The following is a 17,770-nucleotide window of genomic DNA, read 5'->3' as shown; positions in this document are numbered from 1 at the left end:
CTCATTACAAAGGCTTATTAGTATCAGGTCGAGGCTATGATGGAAGTTCAGATTATGCTAGCTGAGATCCACAAGGTGAAGGAAAGTAGTGACAACAGGCGAGAAAAAAAAGATCAAAATTTATTTGCATATTACATTATGACAATTTATAACAATAATATGTTAATATTTGTGACGTGAGATATAAGGAAACGTATCTTATTTTACTCGGTTTTGCGTATATAAGGTGCCAGATGAAAAGTATGACAATTTTGATGCCCTCCAGTATATCTGAGCTTGGGGCTGAAATGAGTACAAGATTAAAGAGTTCCGATATTAGCTCTCGGTTTGTATATTATAATGATGTTGTTGATATTATCGAAACAATAAGAGGGGGTGAAATAAGCTGCTTTCTGTTTGACTCTGGAATAGAAGCGTCAGACATGTTGTTGGTGTTGACTGAGCAGGGAGTTGAAATACCTACGATTAAATTTGGTGTAAATACCAGCTTAAAAAGCCAGTCTGAACTGACATTTAAAGGCCAGACAAAACAGGACTCCTTGATAGCTAACCTCACCTACGCTGCATTGATGCAAGTATCAAGCGAGTCAGAAAATCACTACCTACCAGCCAAACGATTGATAGTAAAAGATTCAGGTCATATCCACGTAATCAAAGTAGAGGAGTTAGCCTGGGTTGGTGGGGCTGGGAATTATGTTGAATTACATATGCTCAATCGACAGCGCTCTATTTTACACCGTGATACCATGTCTGCGATGGAAAAAAACTTAAAAACCTACGGCTTTTCAAGGATCCATAAGTCGTCTTTAGTCAATTTAAACGCCATTACAGAGCTAAAGACGCGAGACAATGGTGATTATGATGTCATATTAGAAAATGGTGACTTGCTCCATCTATCTAGACGTTATAGGCAAAACTTAGCGGCATTGCTGCAGGTGAATAGTTAGCAGACATTACGGTTAGCTAACACCTTTTGCAAAATGAACAAATTCGCTAAATATTGAGTCTTTTACCAGTCTATCAGGGGTAAACGCGTAATAGTTTTGAAAGGTGTTTTCTATCGTACCTAGCAGTGTTACGCCATAGTGACGTTGCAATTCTGCCTTGATAGAAAGCGGCGCTGGAAAAATGCCAAAACCTTGCTGACCTAGAGCCTTCATTAGCGCACTATCGTCAACATGACCCGATACTTTGACTTCGATATTCTGATCTTGCAACCAGTATTGAATAGAGTTGGTCACAGGGCTGTTTTTCGCGGGTAGTATGATAGACTGTGCTTGTAAAGAAAAAGGGTAATTTTCACGGAGCCGCTCGCAAATTGCAGCAGAGCCATAAAGGCCGATTTGACTCTTGCCAATCTCATGACAGAAAACTTTAAACGGTAAGTGACTGTCTAGTGGTTTGTCAGCAAGTACAATATCAAGCTTATGTGTAGCCATTTGCGCTAATAGCTCTGACTGTTGACCATCAATACAGTGGAGGTTGGCAACTTGTTCATTTTCAATTAATGGTGCGAGCCATTTTGACACAAGCGATTTTGGAATTGCATCTGAGATACCTACTTTCAACGTTCTGTGCATAGCCGCTGCACCATCTTGGGTCGTTTCTAGCCATTCTTTTGCTATTGAAAACATGTCATCTGCGTATTGTTTGGTTAAAATACCAAAATCCGTCAATCTGAGCCCTCTCCCTTCTCTGATAAACAAGGGTTTTCCTAATCTTTCTTCTAGGCTTGATAGTTGGGCACTAATCGTTTGCGGTGTGAGGTGTAGCACTTTACTTGCACCCGCGATACTACCTTCGTTACTGACCTGCCAAAAATAATAAAGATGGTTGAAGTTAATATTCATACTGTTCGTAAAAACCTTATGCTTAGTTAGATATAATCAGCTTTTATCTTTTTTTGAACATTAGTAGATTTAGGCATACAGCGCAAGTATTCGTTATTGAACTTGACGTTTTGTGATGGATAGTTGATTTGGTGGACTGAGGTAACAATGAAATTAAACCTGATAGGTGTCAATGAACCAATAGCGGCATCAAACAAAGTAGCATTTATGAAACTCATAAATAGTGCGTTACACAGCTACACAAAGAATATACGCAAGGTGAATGTAAAAGTCGAAAAGCAAGGTCATACAGGTAACTTTACGCTGTGTCACGTAGAACTGTTGCTGCCGGGACTACCGACGTTAAAGGTAAAAGCGAAGGGAAAAACCTTGTTACAAGCGCTCACTCGCGCACTCCAGAATAGTAAAAAAATATTGAAAGAGAATTATTTTAAACTTAGTCGCTAGCCCAAGATTAAGTTATTCCGTTCCCAAGCACTTGCAGTGGCAAGGATGCCACGCAATTTTTTGTAGCACGCGGGATGCTAAATTAATCCCGCATTTACCTCAGATACTTACTTTATCCAGCAACTTTGCTTGAATTCTGAACGGTGATTGCAACCGACTGAACCTGAGCCTCCAGCGACATATTTTGTTTTGTGAGAAGGAATAAAGTTCTCACCGTTTAATTCCTTCAATTTTTTGAAGCAAGTTTTAATTTGTTAGTAAGGTAAAAGTCAACTATTTTTTTCTAAAGATCTCAGAATAATTACCGATAATATATACTCAAGGAAATCATATCGGTCAGTAACAATGAGTGTTAATTTTTTAATTCACAGTCCCGCGCGCTCTGCAATACCTGAAAAGGTACTTGATCCAGACACTGAAAAGTCATCTCAAGCAGAACAACCCAGTCAAGCCCAGCCCGTTCGGTTATCAGAAGAGGAAATGGCTAAATTATCTGGAGAAGAAGCGAAAAAGGAGCAAGATGAAGCTGCCTTACCTGAACATATTCAAAAAATGGTTGAAAAGCTTGAAGAGTTGAGAGAGAAAATAAAAGAAGAACAAGAATTGCTAGATAAACTCAAAGCGAGCGATTCATATCCCGAAGAAATGAAAGCTGAATTAGTGACACAAAAGCTTGAATACATCATGGCGATGCAGAATCAGGTGATTGAACTGACGAAAAACATCCAAGATGCGCTTAAAGAAGCGGGGATCACTGACCCTGGCATTTTGTTAAAAGCGCTAGCCTAGTAACCCTACCAATAATATTTTACCTTGAGCCATGTTGGGACGCTGACAACATAAGTCTATTCTCATGTTGTCAGCTGTTTTGTATAAGCGTTTAAGTTTGGGAAATGGTTTAGAAACCAGTTGTAAGGTTTTTACCCGTAAGCTTCTTCTGGTAATACTATCTAAAAAAGCGTATGACGTTGAGTTTAAGGCAGAATGGCAAGCGCTAAGTATATCATCGGTAATTTGTTGCTGATGGACTGCTTGGTAACCCGCTTGATCCGATAATTGCCCTGCCGAGGCTGCTAATACACAGATAGCATAAACATCAAACACTCCGATAGCGCGTACTTTTTGGCTGCTGGGATCTTCGTATGCCACCATCATGCAAGGTAAGTTGTCAGCATCATATTCCATTTTCATAATTTGATAGAGTCTTAGTTCAGAGTCAATATGCTTATTCATTAGCTTTTCTAATTGACCGACTTGTGGAAGTGGGATTCCCTTATGCAGTGTATGGATCTGTCTTGTTTTGTTGTTTTCTTCCGCGGCGATAACCAGTGGCATTATTTTGTTGTGCAGGTCGTCATCTGCAAAAGGTTTAGATAACACAAACTCTGCACCGTAATCTAAGGCGAGCTTAATTTGCGCTTGGTCGTCTACGGTGGTTACCATCGCCATGGTTATATCGAGTCGTTTTTGTTTTATCGCCTTAACTAATGCTAACCCAGAAATATCTGGCATGTGCCAGTCGGTAAGTACAATGTCAGGTTGCCAAGCACCTATAATTTTTAATGCTTCTTTTGCACTCTGAGCCTTTTTAATCAACAGTTTACGATATCTAAAGCGCGCCAAGCCGCGACTTATAATTTCCAGCGTTGCAGCACTATCGTCTACGAGCAATATCTTCACAAAAAACCACTTTATTGAAAAATATAGATTTATTATAGGCACGATTTTTAACCAATACTAAAATGTATAAGAGAAATAAATAGGTGTCCGATATGCTATTTGACAAACTACCTACCGATGTACTCGTATACTTGGCGGTAAACTTTGGATTACTAATATTAGCTTTTTGGTTTTATATTCTATTACTTATTCTAAGAGAGTTTAGGTTATTTGCTACCAAGACAAGTGGTGCTAATGTTAGTACCAATGCGGAACAACAATATCTATTGCAGCACTGTAGAGAAGCAATTAATAAATCAATGAGGTTTGTGGAAGATAATCAGCAGACGATTCATGAGCTTGCTAGTTTGCAAGTAAATCTGGAGCAGCAACTTGCGGAACTTCGCCTATCAACACAAGGACAGATCACAGCTGAAGAGCAAATTAAAATAGACGACCTCAACAGCAAATTAGTGAAATCCCATCGGTTAATTAAAAAATTAAGGGGAGACCTTGCCAAGAGCCTAGATAGACTAAAAGAAACTCGGCAAAAACTTTACGATCATTATAGGTCGACTGATGAACTGCAAAAAGAAAATGAGTCCCTTAAGCAGCAGTTAGAAGCGTCTAAAACGTCAGGTGGGGGAGCTGAGCAGGAGCTAGAGCAGCTTGTAGCTACTTTTGAAAAAGAGCGCCAAGATATGGCTCAAACTATTAATGAATATAAAAGGCAAATTGCAGAGCAAAGCCAAGCTCTCCAACAATTGATGGTTCAAGAGCAGGAAGTTGAAGACGGTCCAAAACTTCAAGCTATCCAAAAAGAACTCGAGCAGACAAGAGATGCGCTAGAGCACCTATCCAAAGAAAAGAAATTCATAGAAAGTAGATATTTAGAAGTTGTCAAAAATCAAACTAAATAGTTAACAAAATGTTTTATTATGCGTGACTTTTGCTTCGGGTTTATGTAAGGTTTACTAACTTAGATTACCTAAATTACCGTCGGTACATAACACATTACCATTAAAAAAGGTCTTAAAAATAAACATGTTATAGAGCCGATATCAAAGCTGTAAGCGGGCTATATGGCAACTTTGCGATTGTGTGTGTTGTAAGTACGTAGGTGTTGGTAAAAGGATTAATACATGGCTTATATTCCCGATACGAGTGCACAAGACTCGGTAGTTGAAAAACCTAAAAAAAATAAAATAGTTATCGGCATAGTCTGCGCTTTTATCGTAGCGTTTCTTTTTTTGCTTGAGCCGATTGTTGGTCAGTGGCTTAGTGGTCAGAGTGCAATTTCCAGTGACAAAATACATATTTCAGCAGTTAAGCAAGGTGACTTTGTTCGCGATATTTCTGTTCAAGGTAAGGTCGTTGCCGCAAGGCGTCCAACTATCTATAGCCCTGCTGAGGGGACGGTGACTTATTTGGTTGAGTCAGGCGATAGTGTGATTGAAGGACAGACTTTAGCTGTGATTGATAGCCCAGAGCTAAAAAGTGAGTTTGCTCAGCATCAAGCTGAGTTAAATCGGCTTGATACCGAGTTGCAGCGACAGATCATTCAAGCTAAAAAGCAAGAGCTGGCGCAAGAGAATTATTTGGGCAAAGCAACCGTTGTGCTCAATGCTGCAAAACGAGAGATGCGTCGTTCAGAAGACGGTCTGAAAACACAAGTTGTAAGTGATATTGACTATCAAAAAGCGAAAGATGATCTGGAAAATGCTAAACGTGAGTATCTTCTGGCTTTAAAAGAAGTTGATTTACAAAAAGAAAGTCAAAAGTTTGAGATCCGAACTAAGGAACTTGAGCTTGAAGCACAAAAAGTAAAAGTGGCAGAGTTGGAGCGTCAAGTTGACGCTTTAAAGATAGTGTCACCTGTCAGTGGCTTGATAGGCAACTTAGCGGTAGAGCAGAAGAACTCTGTCGCGAAAAATCAACCTTTGCTAAGTGTAGTAGACCTTTCAAAATATGAAATCGAAGTGCAAATACCAGAGAGCTACTCTGACGATTTAGCGCTTGGGATGCTCGCTGAAATCAACTTAAGCGGTCAGTTATACGAGGGAGAAATTGTTGCCATCTCTCCGGAAATAGAAAACGGCCGCGTTGCTGGGAAAATCAGATTCAAAGAAGGTGCTATTCAAGGGCTTCGGCAAAATCAAAGATTAACCAGCCGCATTATAATAGAACAAAAACAGAATATTGCTTATCTGCCGCATGGGCAGTATTTAGAAGCATATAATGGCCAGTTTGCATATGTGGTAAAGGAAAACACGGCGATTAAAACACCAATACGGATAGGATTGAGAAGTATTGGTCAGGTTGAAGTGCTCTCGGGGTTGAATGTCGGAGATCAGGTCATTACGTCAGATGCTCGGATTTTTAAAGATGCCCCTAGTGTGAAAATTATTCAATAAAGGATTAGCACTATGCTGTCGATGCGTCATCTCTCAAAAGCTTATCATACTGACACCATAAAAACTCAAGCGTTACAGCCATTTGACCTTACAATTGAGCAGGGTGAGTTTGTGGCAATAATAGGCCCTTCTGGTTCAGGTAAAACCACCTTCTTGAATATTACAGGGCTGTTGGAAGATTTTTGTGAGGGAAGTTATGAGCTCGATGGCGTTAATGTTGAACACTTAAGTGATAAAGCAAAATCAAAGCTGAGAAATGAAAAAGTAGGATTTATATTTCAGAGCTTCAACTTAATTCCAGAGCTAACTCTCTATGACAATGTAGATATGCCGCTACGTTACCGTAAATTATCTTCAAAAGAGCGCCATGAACGTATTATGGATGCGCTTGGGAAAGTGGGGCTGGCATCGCGCAGGGATCACTACCCAGCACAGTTATCTGGTGGGCAACAGCAGCGGGTTGCGATAGCACGGGCAATTGCAGGTAAACCATCATTTTTGTTAGCAGATGAACCAACGGGTAACTTAGATAGCAAAATGGCAGAAGGGATCATGGCATTACTTGAAGATATTAATGCCCAAGGCACCAGTATTGTGATGGTTACCCATGACCCTAATCAAGCAGCCAGAGCACAGCGGGTTATTGAGATCCGCGATGGTATATTGAGCGAAGGTAAGAGAATTGAAAAAGCGATAGCGTAAGGAATAACTATGCTTGGATATTATCTTAAATTAGCGCTTATCTCTTTAAAAAAGACGCCGTTTTTGTCCTTCTTAATGATTATCACTATTGCTATTGGCATTGGCGCTGCAATGACGACGTATACGGTAAGCTATTTGCTGGCGAAAGACCCGATCCCTTCCAAGAGTGAAAAATTATTTAATGTTCGTCTGAATAGTTTTGGACCAGATAAGCCATTTAATATTGCCAAAGGTAAGGAAGTCCCTCCAACGATTCTTACTTACCAAGATGCAATGAATTTGCAAAATGCTCAGCAAGGTGTGCGACAGACCCCACTTGGTGGTTTTAAGATGATGACTCGCGGCATTACGCAACCTGTCACTGAAGCAAAAATGACTGCCATCAGAAGTGCATATCGCGATATGTTCAGCATGTTTGATGTACCGTTTAAATTTGGCGGGGCATGGGATGAAGTTGCTGATAAAGAAGGATTACAAGTTGCAGTGATTAGCCAAGAGTTGAATGACAAGCTGTTCCTTGGAGAAAACTCAGTTGGTAAGTCTTTACTTATTGGTGAGTCCTCTTATCAAATAGTTGGTGTGACTGATGATTGGTATCCTATTCCAAAGTTTTTTGACTATCGAGTGAGAGCATATAACAAACCAAGAGATATTATTATTCCATTTAATACTCAAATTAATAATGAGTTGTGGACAAGTTCAGACGTCTCATTCTTATGCTGGAAAGAACCATCTGACGATTCTTTTTCAGCAATATTAGCATCAGAATGTGTGTGGGTTTCATATTGGGTGGAGCTAGCGTCTGAGGCGGATCGAAGTCGCTACCTTGATTTTTTGCACCGCTACTCGATGGAGCAGCGAGAGTACGGACGTTTTCTTCGCGAGCCACTACATCAGTTGTTCAACGTCAAAGAAGATCTAGTTGATAGAAAAGTACAGAAAGAGGACGGCAATATAGCACTGTGGCTTGCGTTTGCGTTTCTTGGTGTATGTTTACTCAACTGCATGGCGATGATGGTAGCAAAATTTCACACTAAGACAGGTGAGGTTGGTTTACGCAGGGCTGTTGGTGCATCTAAACAAGATATTGTCGCGCAATTTTCCATCGAGACTTGCATTGTGGGACTGCTTGGCGGTGGTTTAGGGTTGTTGCTGGCACAATTTGGTTTGGTGGTAACGGCTCAGCTCTATAGTCATCTATATGCCGAAATGTTAGAAATGACATTTGGTATTGTGGTGATGACTATTGTATTGGCTATTACTAGCGCGATGGCTTTTGGCTTGTTACCTATTTTGCATGCAGCAAAGGTGCAACCATCTAGTCAGCTGAAAAGCCTATAGGAGCCTATATATGAAAGACTTACTACCAATTTTAAAAACCTTTAGAAAAAATAAAGTCTCTCCTTTGCTGCTGATACTTCAGATAGCCTTAACTTTTACCATTCTAGTGAATGCCATTTTTATGATGGTAACAAAAGAAAATGAGCTAATTCAGCCAACAGGATTAAGTGAGAGTCAGCTATTTAGTTTCAGCACAAATCTTGAGGGAAGTGACGAAGAAAAGCACGCAGCATTAGATACCGATTTAGCTGATATTCAAGCGCTGGCCAGTGTTGAGAGCGCAAGTACCATCACCAGTTTACCACTGACCAATTGGGGTCGCTCGCTTGCGGTTGGCTTAACTCCAGAGGATGAAGATAGAGTCACGCATGCAGGGTATTATGGGTCGGATGAAACGGTGGTTGATACGCTCGGGCTTAGGGTTGTTGCAGGAAGAAGCTTTCAGCATAACGATGTGGTGCACAAATATTTTGATGGCCACACAGCATCAGCAAGCGTGCTTATCTCGCAAGACCTTGCTTATAAAATTCGCCCTAATGATTGGAGTAGTGTGGTTGGTGAAACCATATACGTACAATCTGTACCTCAAAAAGTCGTTGGTATCGTCGAGACTATGAAATCTCCCTGGCGGTTCTGGTATGCGTATGATATGGCTGTGATCAGTTCAGTAAAAGAGCATTATGAGCAAAGTATTATTGTAGTCAGAGCCGTGGAGAGCCAAAGAGAGCAAGCGATGAGCGAAGTGCATCAGCTTTTATTCAAAAAGCCAGCAAGGCAAGTGGATAACTTTAAGTCATTCGAACAGATAAAAGCCGAGAATTTGCAAGCTGACTATGCGGTATCCCAAACCCTAAAAGTGGTGATAGCGGCACTAGCATGCGTGACTATTTTGGGCATTTTTGGCCAAGCACGATACACAGTATTAAAGCGCAAAAAGCAAATAGGTACGCGTAGAGCGCTAGGTGCGACACAAGGTGATATTCTGCGTTATTTTATGATTGAAAACGCAGTTGTATCATTACTTGGTGTATTGCTCGGTACAATTGTTGCTATTATTGCAAACATCTATTTGGTCAATTATTTTGGGCTAACGAGTGTGCCAAGTGATTACTTAATTAGCGGTGCCATTGTCATGGTTATTGCAGGCCAACTAGCTGTCTACTACCCAGCAACGACAGCTTCTAAAGTACCACCGGCAATAGCAACTCGTGCTGCTTGATTGTTGGCTAGATAGGTATAAAGTGACGAGCTATATATTACGACCCTCATGATTTTGCTAGAATACAGCATGGAGGCTTGAAAATATTATGCTTAAAATCTCAAATAACGTTACGCTTGCCCCTTGGGAGATAGACATTACAGCTATTCGAGCTCAAGGCGCTGGTGGTCAAAATGTCAATAAGGTGTCTAGTGCCATTCATTTGAGGTTTGATGTGAATCGCTCTACTTTGCCCGCTTTTTACAAAGAACGCTTACTTGCGCTAAAAGACTCAAGGATCACCAAAGAAGGCGTAATTGTATTAAAAGCCCAGAGCTTTCGAACCCAAGAGCTGAATAAAGAAGATGCCTTGGCGAGGCTTAAAGCGCTTATTCTAGAAGCAACTAAAGTTGAGAAAGCCCGTAGAGCCACTAAACCAACAAAAAGTGCTCAAAAAAAGCGATTGAATCAAAAAACCAAACGCGGTCAAACCAAAGCGTTAAGAGGCTCGGTAAACTGGTGAGGTAAAGGCTCACCAGAGCCAATTCTATCTCGACCTTTGAAAGTTTGCTCTCAATAAAGACTGGTTTTTATGTTTATTCATTTTGTATATCGTGAGTTAGTGCACTCCTCACCCAAGCCTTAAACTGTCTAAGTTTCAGATAATCAATGCCTCTCTAGCAACCGATTTAAAATGTAAAAACGTCCTCAAACTTTTCACCATTGTTTAAGCGTTCTAAATTTAATACCAATTTTCTTAATTAAGTGGCCTATTTTGAGGGAAGAAAACCTTGTCGATAACCCCGCTACCGCGTCCTGCTATCGCCAAGGTACCTACCTTTGTGTAGGCAAGGCAAAAATTTTGCTATTTAGTTGTTCTAAAAAGAAATTTTTAACGCTGTTAGCGTCAGATTAACTCCTTCAAATTGAGCAAGTATTAAGTCAAATTGGTATAAGTAGAGATCTTTTGGCTTTAAAGGCTCGATTGTTATTCTATCGCTGTTAATTTGTAATTAATTTTAACCTTTTATTTTTCAATGTGATAGAGATTTTTTCCTATATTAATACAAAACAGCAGTTTACTTTTTGCACTGAAATGTTAAAAAGTAACAATAAGATTTATTTTTTGTGTTAGTAAGTAACACTCGCTGCGCAGCCTTGGTAGCACGTACCGCAGTTTTAAGTTTCTCAGAGTCGCAATATTAATAACGGCTCTGCTACTGGTTTAAAAAAAGAAAAGGAACAATAAAATGTCAAACCTAGTCACTGATATTGGTAAACACAACCCAAAGCGTAGTAAGTTGAGTGTCGCTGTATCCTCCATATTATTTGGACTTACTCCTTTTTGGGTTCTCGCTGAAACTGCGGCAAAAAATGACAGCGATGTCAGTATTGGGTCGCAAAACGAAGCTATTGAAGTTATCGAAGTGCGTGGGATCCGAGGTAGCATTAATAGTGCGCAAAACATCAAGCGTTTTGCTGACACCGTAAAGGATGTAATCACAGCTTCAGATATTGGTGCATTACCCGATAAATCAGTGACAGAGGCATTACAACGAGTTCCCGGTGTGACCATAGAGCGATTTGCATCATCAGATGACCCTAAGCATTATGCTGATGAAGGTACTGGCGTATTGGTTCGGGGTTTGGATAGAGTTCGATCTGAGGTGAATGGCAGAGATGCTTTTAGTGCCAATCCCTCAGGAGGGTTAAGTTATGAAGATTTTCCTGCCGAGCTACTCGGTGCGGTAGAAGTGGTTAAAAACCAAACTGCGGATCTGATCTCCGGTGGTATATCCGGCACGGTAAACCTCATTACACGTAAACCATTTGACTCTGATGAGCAGCTTATTTCCTTTAATGCAAAAGCGAACTATGGCGATTTTAGAGATGAAGTAACTCCCTCATTTTCTGCACTTTTCTCAGATAGTTGGGAAACCAATGGGGGCAAATTTGGGTTTCTTATTGCGGCTTCTACATCAGAATATCAAACTCGAGGCGATGGTGTTGGCTTAGGTAATTTCCACTCCCGAGGGGATTCCTTTGTTCCTACCTTAGATCAATGGGGTGGCATAATAGGCGTTGACCCCTCATCTCCTGTAGATGGCCCCGCTTTGCCTGGGCAACCTGAAGGTAGCGTTTGGCATGTGCCTGTCGCTATACATATGAGCACTGCGACGAATGACCGCAAAAGAACAGGTGTTACGTCATCGCTACAGTGGGCAAACGCTGATGAAACCATTGTTGCAACCATAGAGCATATTTATTCTGAGGCATCGCTTGAATGGAATGAACGTCAAATAGGCCAAGCGGCGCAAGGATTTAAAAGTTATATGGGCTCGTCACAAAATTGGATGGACGATGTGGAAAATGGCTTCCCACTTACCACCGAAGGTGGCTTTGTGACATCGGGCATTGCGTTAGGTGTGAGTCCAGAAACTCCATTTTTTTACCGTAGCCGCTGGAACTATAATGAAAATACAGTCAAAGACACCTCATTTAAGTTAACCCTAAAACCAATAGACAGGTTAACGGTAGAGTTTGACTATCAACGCATCGACTCTGATAAAGACGTACAAAACTACAGTATGTCAGGACAGACCCGAGGCAATCATGTTCATGTTGTTGCGCCTTACTTCCTAGATATGCGTGGTTCAAGACCTACCGTAGAGTTTCTAAGTGATAACCTGCTCACTGCTGGCTGGTCACCGAATGAAGATTGGAACGGACCTGTGCCTAACGTCTTTTTAGGCAGTGGCATGGAGCAGGTTGAGCGAAATACGGCAGAGTCAGATAGCTTTAAATTAGATTTTAAATATGAACTTGATGGTCACTTTACCAGTGTAAGTTCAGGTTTTTATATGTCAGATAAAGACTTAACCGTTCGTGATACCGCCTATGAAGGCTGGTCTGCCATTGGGACACCATGGATCCAAGATGACCGTAATGCGGCAGCTGCTGTGAATCGTCCTGAGTTATTTGAGCGCATTGATTTTTCAGATTATTACGATGGAAAAGTACTCATGGGTACGGTCAATGACTTTTTATTTCCTCGAATGGAGCTGGTAAAAAATTATGCGGCATCTTTACGTCAAGGGTGTCGTGAAGGGTGGCATAATGCCACCATTAGTGCGGAAAATAATGGGGTATGTTCTGGCACGTATGTACCTTATGAAGATAAGCCTAATCGAGTAGATGGACCTTTTGCTGCCTATAATATCAGTGCAACGAACGAGAAGCGCACAGAGTTTTATGTTCGTGGTGACTTTGACATTGAGTTTCAAGGTATTCCGGTTGTCGGTAATGTTGGCCTGCGTTACGTAAACTATCAGTTGGAGTCAACAGGTGCATTGGTTCAACCAGCATTAATTAAGCGAGGAGCAGAGGGCAGTTCATTAAATAACGTGATGCAGCAACCGCAATACAAGCGCTATTACGACATTGCTGGAGGTGAGTCGGAACTGAGTACGGTGGATGGTACTGACTACAGCGCAGTGTTACCCAGTTTAAACCTTAGTTTTGGCGTGTCCGAAGATGTAGTAGTGCGCTTTGGTGCGTCAAAAGCTTTGTATTATCCAAGCCTAGTAGCGGCAAGAAATATTAGTATTCTTAACTTGGATTATGTACCTGTGCTACAGACGCCTGGTGCAGATTACGATGAGGGCACAAACCCTATTGTCGGGCTGGATGATATAAACCTGACGGCGCTTTCTGGTAATCCAAATATTGAACCTGAAGAAGCGATTAATACAGATTTAACCACTGAGTGGTATTTTGCTTCCGCAGGATACGTGACTTTGGGATTATTCCACAAAAAGTTAGATAACATTATTCGTGACCGAGCGTTCGACCTTGACGTGTCTTATGGCAGTGAAGAATACAATGTATCAGCCTATGGCCCTGCCAATACTGGCTCAGGCACTATCAAAGGGGTAGAGTTTTCTTACTCGCAATTTTACGACATGTTACCGGGTGCGTGGAGCGGTCTAGGGCTACAATTTAATTTCACTTATATCGATCAAAACGGTTTGGAAGATCCAAACGAAATATCGAAAGGCACGCTAGGGTTTGACGAAGATGGCAACCCGCTGGATGATAACCGTAATACGTTTAGGGTTTTTAATGGTTTGCCGCTACAGGGATACTCAGATCAAAACTTCAATATCATTGGTATGTACGAATATAAAGACATTTCATTTCGTCTTGCTTACACATGGCGCTCAGAATACTTATTAACACTCAGAGAGTCCGAAGAGTATGTACCAGCATACGCAGAGGCGTCAGCGATGGTAGATGCAAGTCTCTACTACACCATTAACGATAATTGGAAAGTTGGCTTTGAGGCTAGCAATATTTTGGACACAGAGACCAAAACTAAATATCAGATGGATCAGAGTGGTACTAAGACACAAGCGCTCAACTTCACCACCGACAGACGCTTTGCTTTAAGTGTACGTGCCACTTTTTAACGCTGTGGCCTGGATTGGTATGAGCTAAGTAGGAAGCTAACTCAATGAAGAGAGTAATGACAAAGGGCTCTGGAGATCTAGACAAGCTAAACGGTAGAGGATGGGATATTTTGGCTGAAGAAGTCAGTTTGCCTGTTGCGGTAGTTAGGCAGCAGGCAATAACCCATAATGCCCATTGGATGGCACAGTTTACCCAAGCAAGTGGAGCCCTTTTAGCTCCTCATGGTAAAACAACAATGTCTCCAGAGTTATTTGAGTTGCAAATAGCCCACGGTGCGTGGGCTATTACCGTAGCCACGGTAGCGCAGCTATCTGTGGCCGTCGCTGCCAAAGTGCAGCGGGTGATCTTAGCAAACCAACTTGTCGGCTTGTACCACTTTAAACAAGTTGCAAACATGCTCCGTGATACTGACGTTGAACTCTATTGTTTTGTGGACTCTATTAACAATGCCCAAGCGCTTGGGGCGTTTTCTAGTGCATACTCGGTGCGCCTTTCCATTTTATTGGAAGTGGGTGTGATGGGAGGGCGTGCTGGTTGGCGTGATCTTAAGACGTTAGGGAAGCTAGCTGAAGCATGCCAAGTTTATCCTTATTTAAATATTGCAGGCATTGGATTTTATGAAGGAGTGATCCATGGCGATGATGCCAAGGAGCAAATCCAGCAATTTGTTGATGCGGTGATGAAAACGGCGAAGAAATTACAGCAGCAAGGTGTGTTTTCAGAGGCCTTGCCTATCATCTCGGGCGCAGGCTCTGCATGGTACGATGTTGTGGCAAGTACTTTTAATCAAAGTCCATATGCTGAGCAATTTCAGTTGGTACTGCGCCCGGGTTGCTACCTAATTCACGATACTGGTATCTATCAGGATGCTCAACATGCGGTATTGTCGCGATCCCAGCTTGCATGCGATATCGGTGATAGTTTGCAGTCAAGTTTAAGCATTTGGGCATACGTACTTTCTACACCTGAGCCGAACATGATAATCGTTGGACTGGGCAAAAGAGATGTGGCTTTTGATGCTGGCATGCCAACCCCTGAGCTGATGTATTCTGTAAACGCAAAGCAGCTCCGAGAGATAAATGGCGCGCTTAAAGTGGAAAAAATCATGGATCAACATGCGCTGGTCAGTGTGCAGTCTGAATGTGAAGTGGCAGTGGGCGATATGATTTGTTTTTCAACATCCCACCCTTGCCTTACTTTTGATAAATGGCGGGAAATTGGCGTCGTTGAGCAGGACTGGGTGATCACTCATACTATTTCAACCTATTTTTAATTAATACCCAATTACTCCTTCAAATTGAGTAAGTATTAAGACAAATGGTATAAGGCGACGTAGTGGATATTATTAGCAAAATTAAAGAAGGTTTGGGTCATTTTAGTCCGGCTGAAGAGAAAGTCGCACGGTTGATTTTGGCTGAATTGACCTTTGCAGCGAGCGCTACTATTGGTGAGTTAGCTGAAAAAGCGCAAGTGAGTCATGCCAGTATTACACGCCTTGCACGTAGTTTAGGGTGTCATAACGTACGTGACCTTAAATTTAAGCTTACGCAATCAGCGGCAATTGGAGAGCGCTTTACGAGTGCTGAGCCTATCGAAAAAGAAAAAATCTCTCAGGTTTATACCTCGATCCAAGAGATTTTGACCCTCAATGCTGGATTAATCGACGAAGCAACGGTAGAGCAAGCCAGTGAGATAATTTGTGCGACACGTCATTGCCTCATTTTTGGTGTTGGCGGTGGCAGTAGCTTGATGGCACAAGAGTGTCAAAATCGATTATTTCGTTTAGACGTGCTCAGCAATGCCCATTGCGACCCGATGATGATGCGCATGGTTGCTGCGACGGTAAACAAAGGAGATGTGGTGATTTGTTTATCGCTAAGTGGCGTCTCTCCTGATGTGAGAGATGCCGCCTTGATAGCGAAAGAATATGGTGCGCAAATTATCGCAATTTGTCCGAACGGTGATTTAGCGAATATAGCTGATCACCATTTACCAATCAAAACCCAAGAAAGTGATTATATCTTCAAACCGAGCGCGGCACGTTATGCCATGATGGCTGCGATAGATATTCTATCAAGCGAAGTTGCTATTCGTAATCAAAAGCGCTCAAGGGAGAAGCTCAGACGATTAAAGACTCAGCTAGATCAACATAGAGATAAAAGTAGTAACTCACCACCTGCAGATAAACGTTTTCCATTGGGGGATTAATGACTGGCGCTTCCAACTATGTGGATACTCTTATTCAGCGTGCAACGGTTTACTTTACGCCACACTCAAAGGCGCAAATAGTCGATGTTGCCATTGATGGAGATAAAATTGTTGCTTTAGGTGATTGTGCTCATGTTATTGCAAGAGAGTATATTGATGCCATGGGATTAGTGTTGGCACCCGGTTTCATTGATGTGCATACTCATGATGATCTTGAGGTACTGCGAGCGCCGCACATGCTAAGCAAGGTAAGTCAAGGTGTGACTACGGTTATTGCTGGAAACTGCGGGATCAGTGCTGTGCCTTATAGTCCAACTTCTACACCCGTAGACCCAATTAACCTTCTAGGTGAAGGCGCTGAGTTTGTCTACTGTGAACTAAAGGATTATCAGCGGGCTTTCAGTGAGGCTGCGCCAAGTGTGAATTTGGTCATGCTAGTTGGACATACCACACTAAGGGCGCAGGTAATGGATGACCTATCTCACGCTGCCACGACACAAGAAATTAATCAGATGAAAGACTTATTGCACAAGGCAATGATGCAAGGGGCAATAGGTCTTAGCACTGGGCTTGCTTACTATAATGCCAAAGGAGCAGATAAAGCCGAAGTCAACGCACTGGCCGAGGTTGTTACACCATTTGGTGGCATCTATACCACACATCTGCGTACAGAGTTTCAGGGGGTGCTGCGGGCAATGGATGAGGCGTTTTCTACAGCTCAGCATGCCAAGTTACCGCTGGTTATTTCACATATTAAATGTGCAGGCCAAGAAAATTGGGGAAGAGCGCCTGAAGTTTTAGCCCATTTTGAGCAACATCGGCAAACCCATCAAATAAGCTGTGATTGTTATCCTTATGCCGCAAGCGCTAGCACTTTAGATCTAAATCAAGTGACAGGTGATACGGATATTTTTATTACTTGGTCTGAGCCGTACCCTGAGCTGGCACAGCAGAGCTTGGCAGACATAGCCTTGCATTGGCAAGTATCGCAACTTGACGCCGCAAAACGTCTGCAACCCGCAGGGGCGGTGTATCATTGTATGTTGGAAGGTGATGTGCGGCAATTTCTAAGTTACGAGCACAGTATGGTTGGCTCTGACGGCTTACCCTGCGATCCTCATCCTCATCCAAGGCTTTGGGGGACGTTTCCCCGAGTACTTGGACATTATTGTAGAGAGCAAAAGTCGCTGCCGCTGGCATTGGCCATCCATAAAATGACAGCGCTGCCAGCTGCCCGCTTTAAGTTAAAACAACGTGGCAGTATACAAACGGGTTACTTTGCTGATCTGGTTTTGTTTGATCCCAAGCGGGTGTTAGATCGAGCAAGCTACAGCAACCCAAAACAACTGGCGACAGGGATAGTGAAAGTGTGGGTGAACGGTACCCTTAGCTATGTGGAAGGCACGACACTAGATAACATCTGCGAATTTGGTCGTGCAGGGCGATTTTTAAATCGTTAAAACTCATTAAAATCATCAAGA

The 17,770-nt window shown here is 42.1% G+C and carries 15 protein-coding genes; 13 read left to right on the top strand and 2 right to left on the bottom strand.

What is annotated here, in order from left to right; translation table 11 throughout:
- Positions 1-233: 233 nt before the first annotated feature.
- Positions 234-947 (top strand): LytR/AlgR family response regulator transcription factor, encoded by a 714-nt coding sequence (locus J8Z24_RS20355; protein WP_147390719.1) that lies wholly within the window; start codon positions 234-236, stop codon positions 945-947.
- 12 nt (positions 948-959) lie between these two features.
- On the opposite strand, the gene nhaR is transcribed toward J8Z24_RS20355, so the two are convergent.
- The gene (nhaR, locus tag J8Z24_RS20350) at positions 960-1,850 is read right to left on the bottom strand and encodes a transcriptional activator NhaR (RefSeq protein ID WP_128731477.1); all 891 of its coding nucleotides are present in this window, start codon (positions 1,848-1,850) and stop codon (positions 960-962) included.
- Positions 1,851-2,057: 207 nt separating this feature from the next.
- Here nhaR and J8Z24_RS20345 point away from each other — a divergent pair, with 207 nt between their 5' ends.
- Both J8Z24_RS20345 and J8Z24_RS20340 read left to right on the top strand, forming a co-directional pair.
- On the top strand, positions 2,058-2,297 hold the full coding sequence (locus J8Z24_RS20345) for a hypothetical protein (protein ID WP_241651649.1): 240 nt from the start codon (positions 2,058-2,060) through the stop codon (positions 2,295-2,297).
- Between the two features lie 345 nt (positions 2,298-2,642).
- Positions 2,643-3,086, top strand: coding sequence for a hypothetical protein (locus J8Z24_RS20340; protein WP_128731476.1), 444 nt, complete (start codon positions 2,643-2,645; stop codon positions 3,084-3,086).
- Here the strand turns inward: J8Z24_RS20340 and J8Z24_RS20335 are convergent.
- Positions 3,078-3,977, bottom strand: coding sequence for a response regulator (locus J8Z24_RS20335; protein ID WP_128731475.1), 900 nt, complete (start codon positions 3,975-3,977; stop codon positions 3,078-3,080). The two genes, J8Z24_RS20340 and J8Z24_RS20335, sit on opposite strands and share 9 nt — an antisense overlap.
- 92 nt (positions 3,978-4,069) lie before the next feature.
- Here J8Z24_RS20335 and J8Z24_RS20330 point away from each other — a divergent pair, with 92 nt between their 5' ends.
- The 10 genes from J8Z24_RS20330 (at position 4,070) to J8Z24_RS20285 (ending at position 17,749) form a co-directional block, all read left to right on the top strand.
- Complete coding sequence (locus J8Z24_RS20330) at positions 4,070-4,876, top strand: chromosome partitioning protein ParA (RefSeq protein WP_176032668.1); 807 nt, start codon at positions 4,070-4,072, stop codon at positions 4,874-4,876.
- Positions 4,877-5,098: 222 nt separating this feature from the next.
- The gene (locus J8Z24_RS20325) at positions 5,099-6,370 is read left to right on the top strand and encodes an efflux RND transporter periplasmic adaptor subunit (protein ID WP_128731473.1); all 1,272 of its coding nucleotides are present in this window, start codon (positions 5,099-5,101) and stop codon (positions 6,368-6,370) included.
- A 12-nt stretch (positions 6,371-6,382) separates the two neighbouring features.
- Positions 6,383-7,072: an ABC transporter ATP-binding protein gene (locus J8Z24_RS20320; protein ID WP_125252560.1), complete on the top strand. Its 690-nt coding sequence runs from the start codon at positions 6,383-6,385 to the stop codon at positions 7,070-7,072.
- 9 nt (positions 7,073-7,081) lie between these two features.
- Positions 7,082-8,413, top strand: a complete 1,332-nt coding sequence (locus J8Z24_RS20315; RefSeq protein WP_176032669.1) for an ABC transporter permease — start codon at positions 7,082-7,084, stop codon at positions 8,411-8,413.
- A 10-nt stretch (positions 8,414-8,423) separates the two neighbouring features.
- A complete protein-coding gene (locus J8Z24_RS20310; protein WP_252095751.1) occupies positions 8,424-9,632 on the top strand; it encodes an ABC transporter permease in 1,209 nt (402 codons plus the stop codon).
- An 88-nt stretch (positions 9,633-9,720) separates the two neighbouring features.
- Positions 9,721-10,134 (top strand): alternative ribosome rescue aminoacyl-tRNA hydrolase ArfB, encoded by a 414-nt coding sequence (arfB, locus tag J8Z24_RS20305; RefSeq protein ID WP_125252563.1) that lies wholly within the window; start codon positions 9,721-9,723, stop codon positions 10,132-10,134.
- A gap of 727 nt (positions 10,135-10,861) precedes the next feature.
- A complete protein-coding gene (locus tag J8Z24_RS20300) occupies positions 10,862-14,080 on the top strand; it encodes a TonB-dependent receptor (protein ID WP_252095750.1) in 3,219 nt (1,072 codons plus the stop codon).
- A gap of 56 nt (positions 14,081-14,136) precedes the next feature.
- Positions 14,137-15,354, top strand: coding sequence for an alanine racemase (locus tag J8Z24_RS20295; protein ID WP_252095749.1), 1,218 nt, complete (start codon positions 14,137-14,139; stop codon positions 15,352-15,354).
- A gap of 62 nt (positions 15,355-15,416) precedes the next feature.
- Entirely contained in the window at positions 15,417-16,289 is an 873-nt protein-coding gene (locus J8Z24_RS20290; protein ID WP_176032672.1) for a MurR/RpiR family transcriptional regulator, read from the top strand.
- On the top strand, positions 16,289-17,749 hold the full coding sequence (locus J8Z24_RS20285) for an N-acyl-D-amino-acid deacylase family protein (RefSeq protein ID WP_252095748.1): 1,461 nt from the start codon (positions 16,289-16,291) through the stop codon (positions 17,747-17,749). The genes J8Z24_RS20290 and J8Z24_RS20285 overlap by 1 nt, the downstream gene beginning before the upstream one ends.
- Positions 17,750-17,770: the final 21 nt, after the last annotated feature.

It is taken from the genome of Pseudoalteromonas sp. SCSIO 43201 (assembly GCF_023716725.1).
Lineage (GTDB): Bacteria > Pseudomonadota > Gammaproteobacteria > Enterobacterales > Alteromonadaceae > Pseudoalteromonas > Pseudoalteromonas peptidolytica.
Note: the sequence above shows the minus strand (reverse complement) of the source record. Positions and strands in the feature narration are given on the sequence as shown.

Coding starts and splice junctions, on each gene's coding strand:
- J8Z24_RS20355 (WP_147390719.1), top strand. CDS start 234: ATGAAAAGTATGACAATTTTGATGCCCTCCAGTATATCTGAGCTTGGG.
- nhaR (WP_128731477.1), bottom strand. CDS start 1,850: ATGAATATTAACTTCAACCATCTTTATTATTTTTGGCAGGTCAGTAAC.
- J8Z24_RS20345 (WP_241651649.1), top strand. CDS start 2,058: ATGAAACTCATAAATAGTGCGTTACACAGCTACACAAAGAATATACGC.
- J8Z24_RS20340 (WP_128731476.1), top strand. CDS start 2,643: ATGAGTGTTAATTTTTTAATTCACAGTCCCGCGCGCTCTGCAATACCT.
- J8Z24_RS20330 (WP_176032668.1), top strand. CDS start 4,070: ATGCTATTTGACAAACTACCTACCGATGTACTCGTATACTTGGCGGTA.
- J8Z24_RS20325 (WP_128731473.1), top strand. CDS start 5,099: ATGGCTTATATTCCCGATACGAGTGCACAAGACTCGGTAGTTGAAAAA.
- J8Z24_RS20320 (WP_125252560.1), top strand. CDS start 6,383: ATGCTGTCGATGCGTCATCTCTCAAAAGCTTATCATACTGACACCATA.
- J8Z24_RS20315 (WP_176032669.1), top strand. CDS start 7,082: ATGCTTGGATATTATCTTAAATTAGCGCTTATCTCTTTAAAAAAGACG.
- J8Z24_RS20310 (WP_252095751.1), top strand. CDS start 8,424: ATGAAAGACTTACTACCAATTTTAAAAACCTTTAGAAAAAATAAAGTC.
- arfB (WP_125252563.1), top strand. CDS start 9,721: ATGCTTAAAATCTCAAATAACGTTACGCTTGCCCCTTGGGAGATAGAC.
- J8Z24_RS20300 (WP_252095750.1), top strand. CDS start 10,862: ATGTCAAACCTAGTCACTGATATTGGTAAACACAACCCAAAGCGTAGT.
- J8Z24_RS20295 (WP_252095749.1), top strand. CDS start 14,137: ATGACAAAGGGCTCTGGAGATCTAGACAAGCTAAACGGTAGAGGATGG.
- J8Z24_RS20285 (WP_252095748.1), top strand. CDS start 16,289: ATGACTGGCGCTTCCAACTATGTGGATACTCTTATTCAGCGTGCAACG.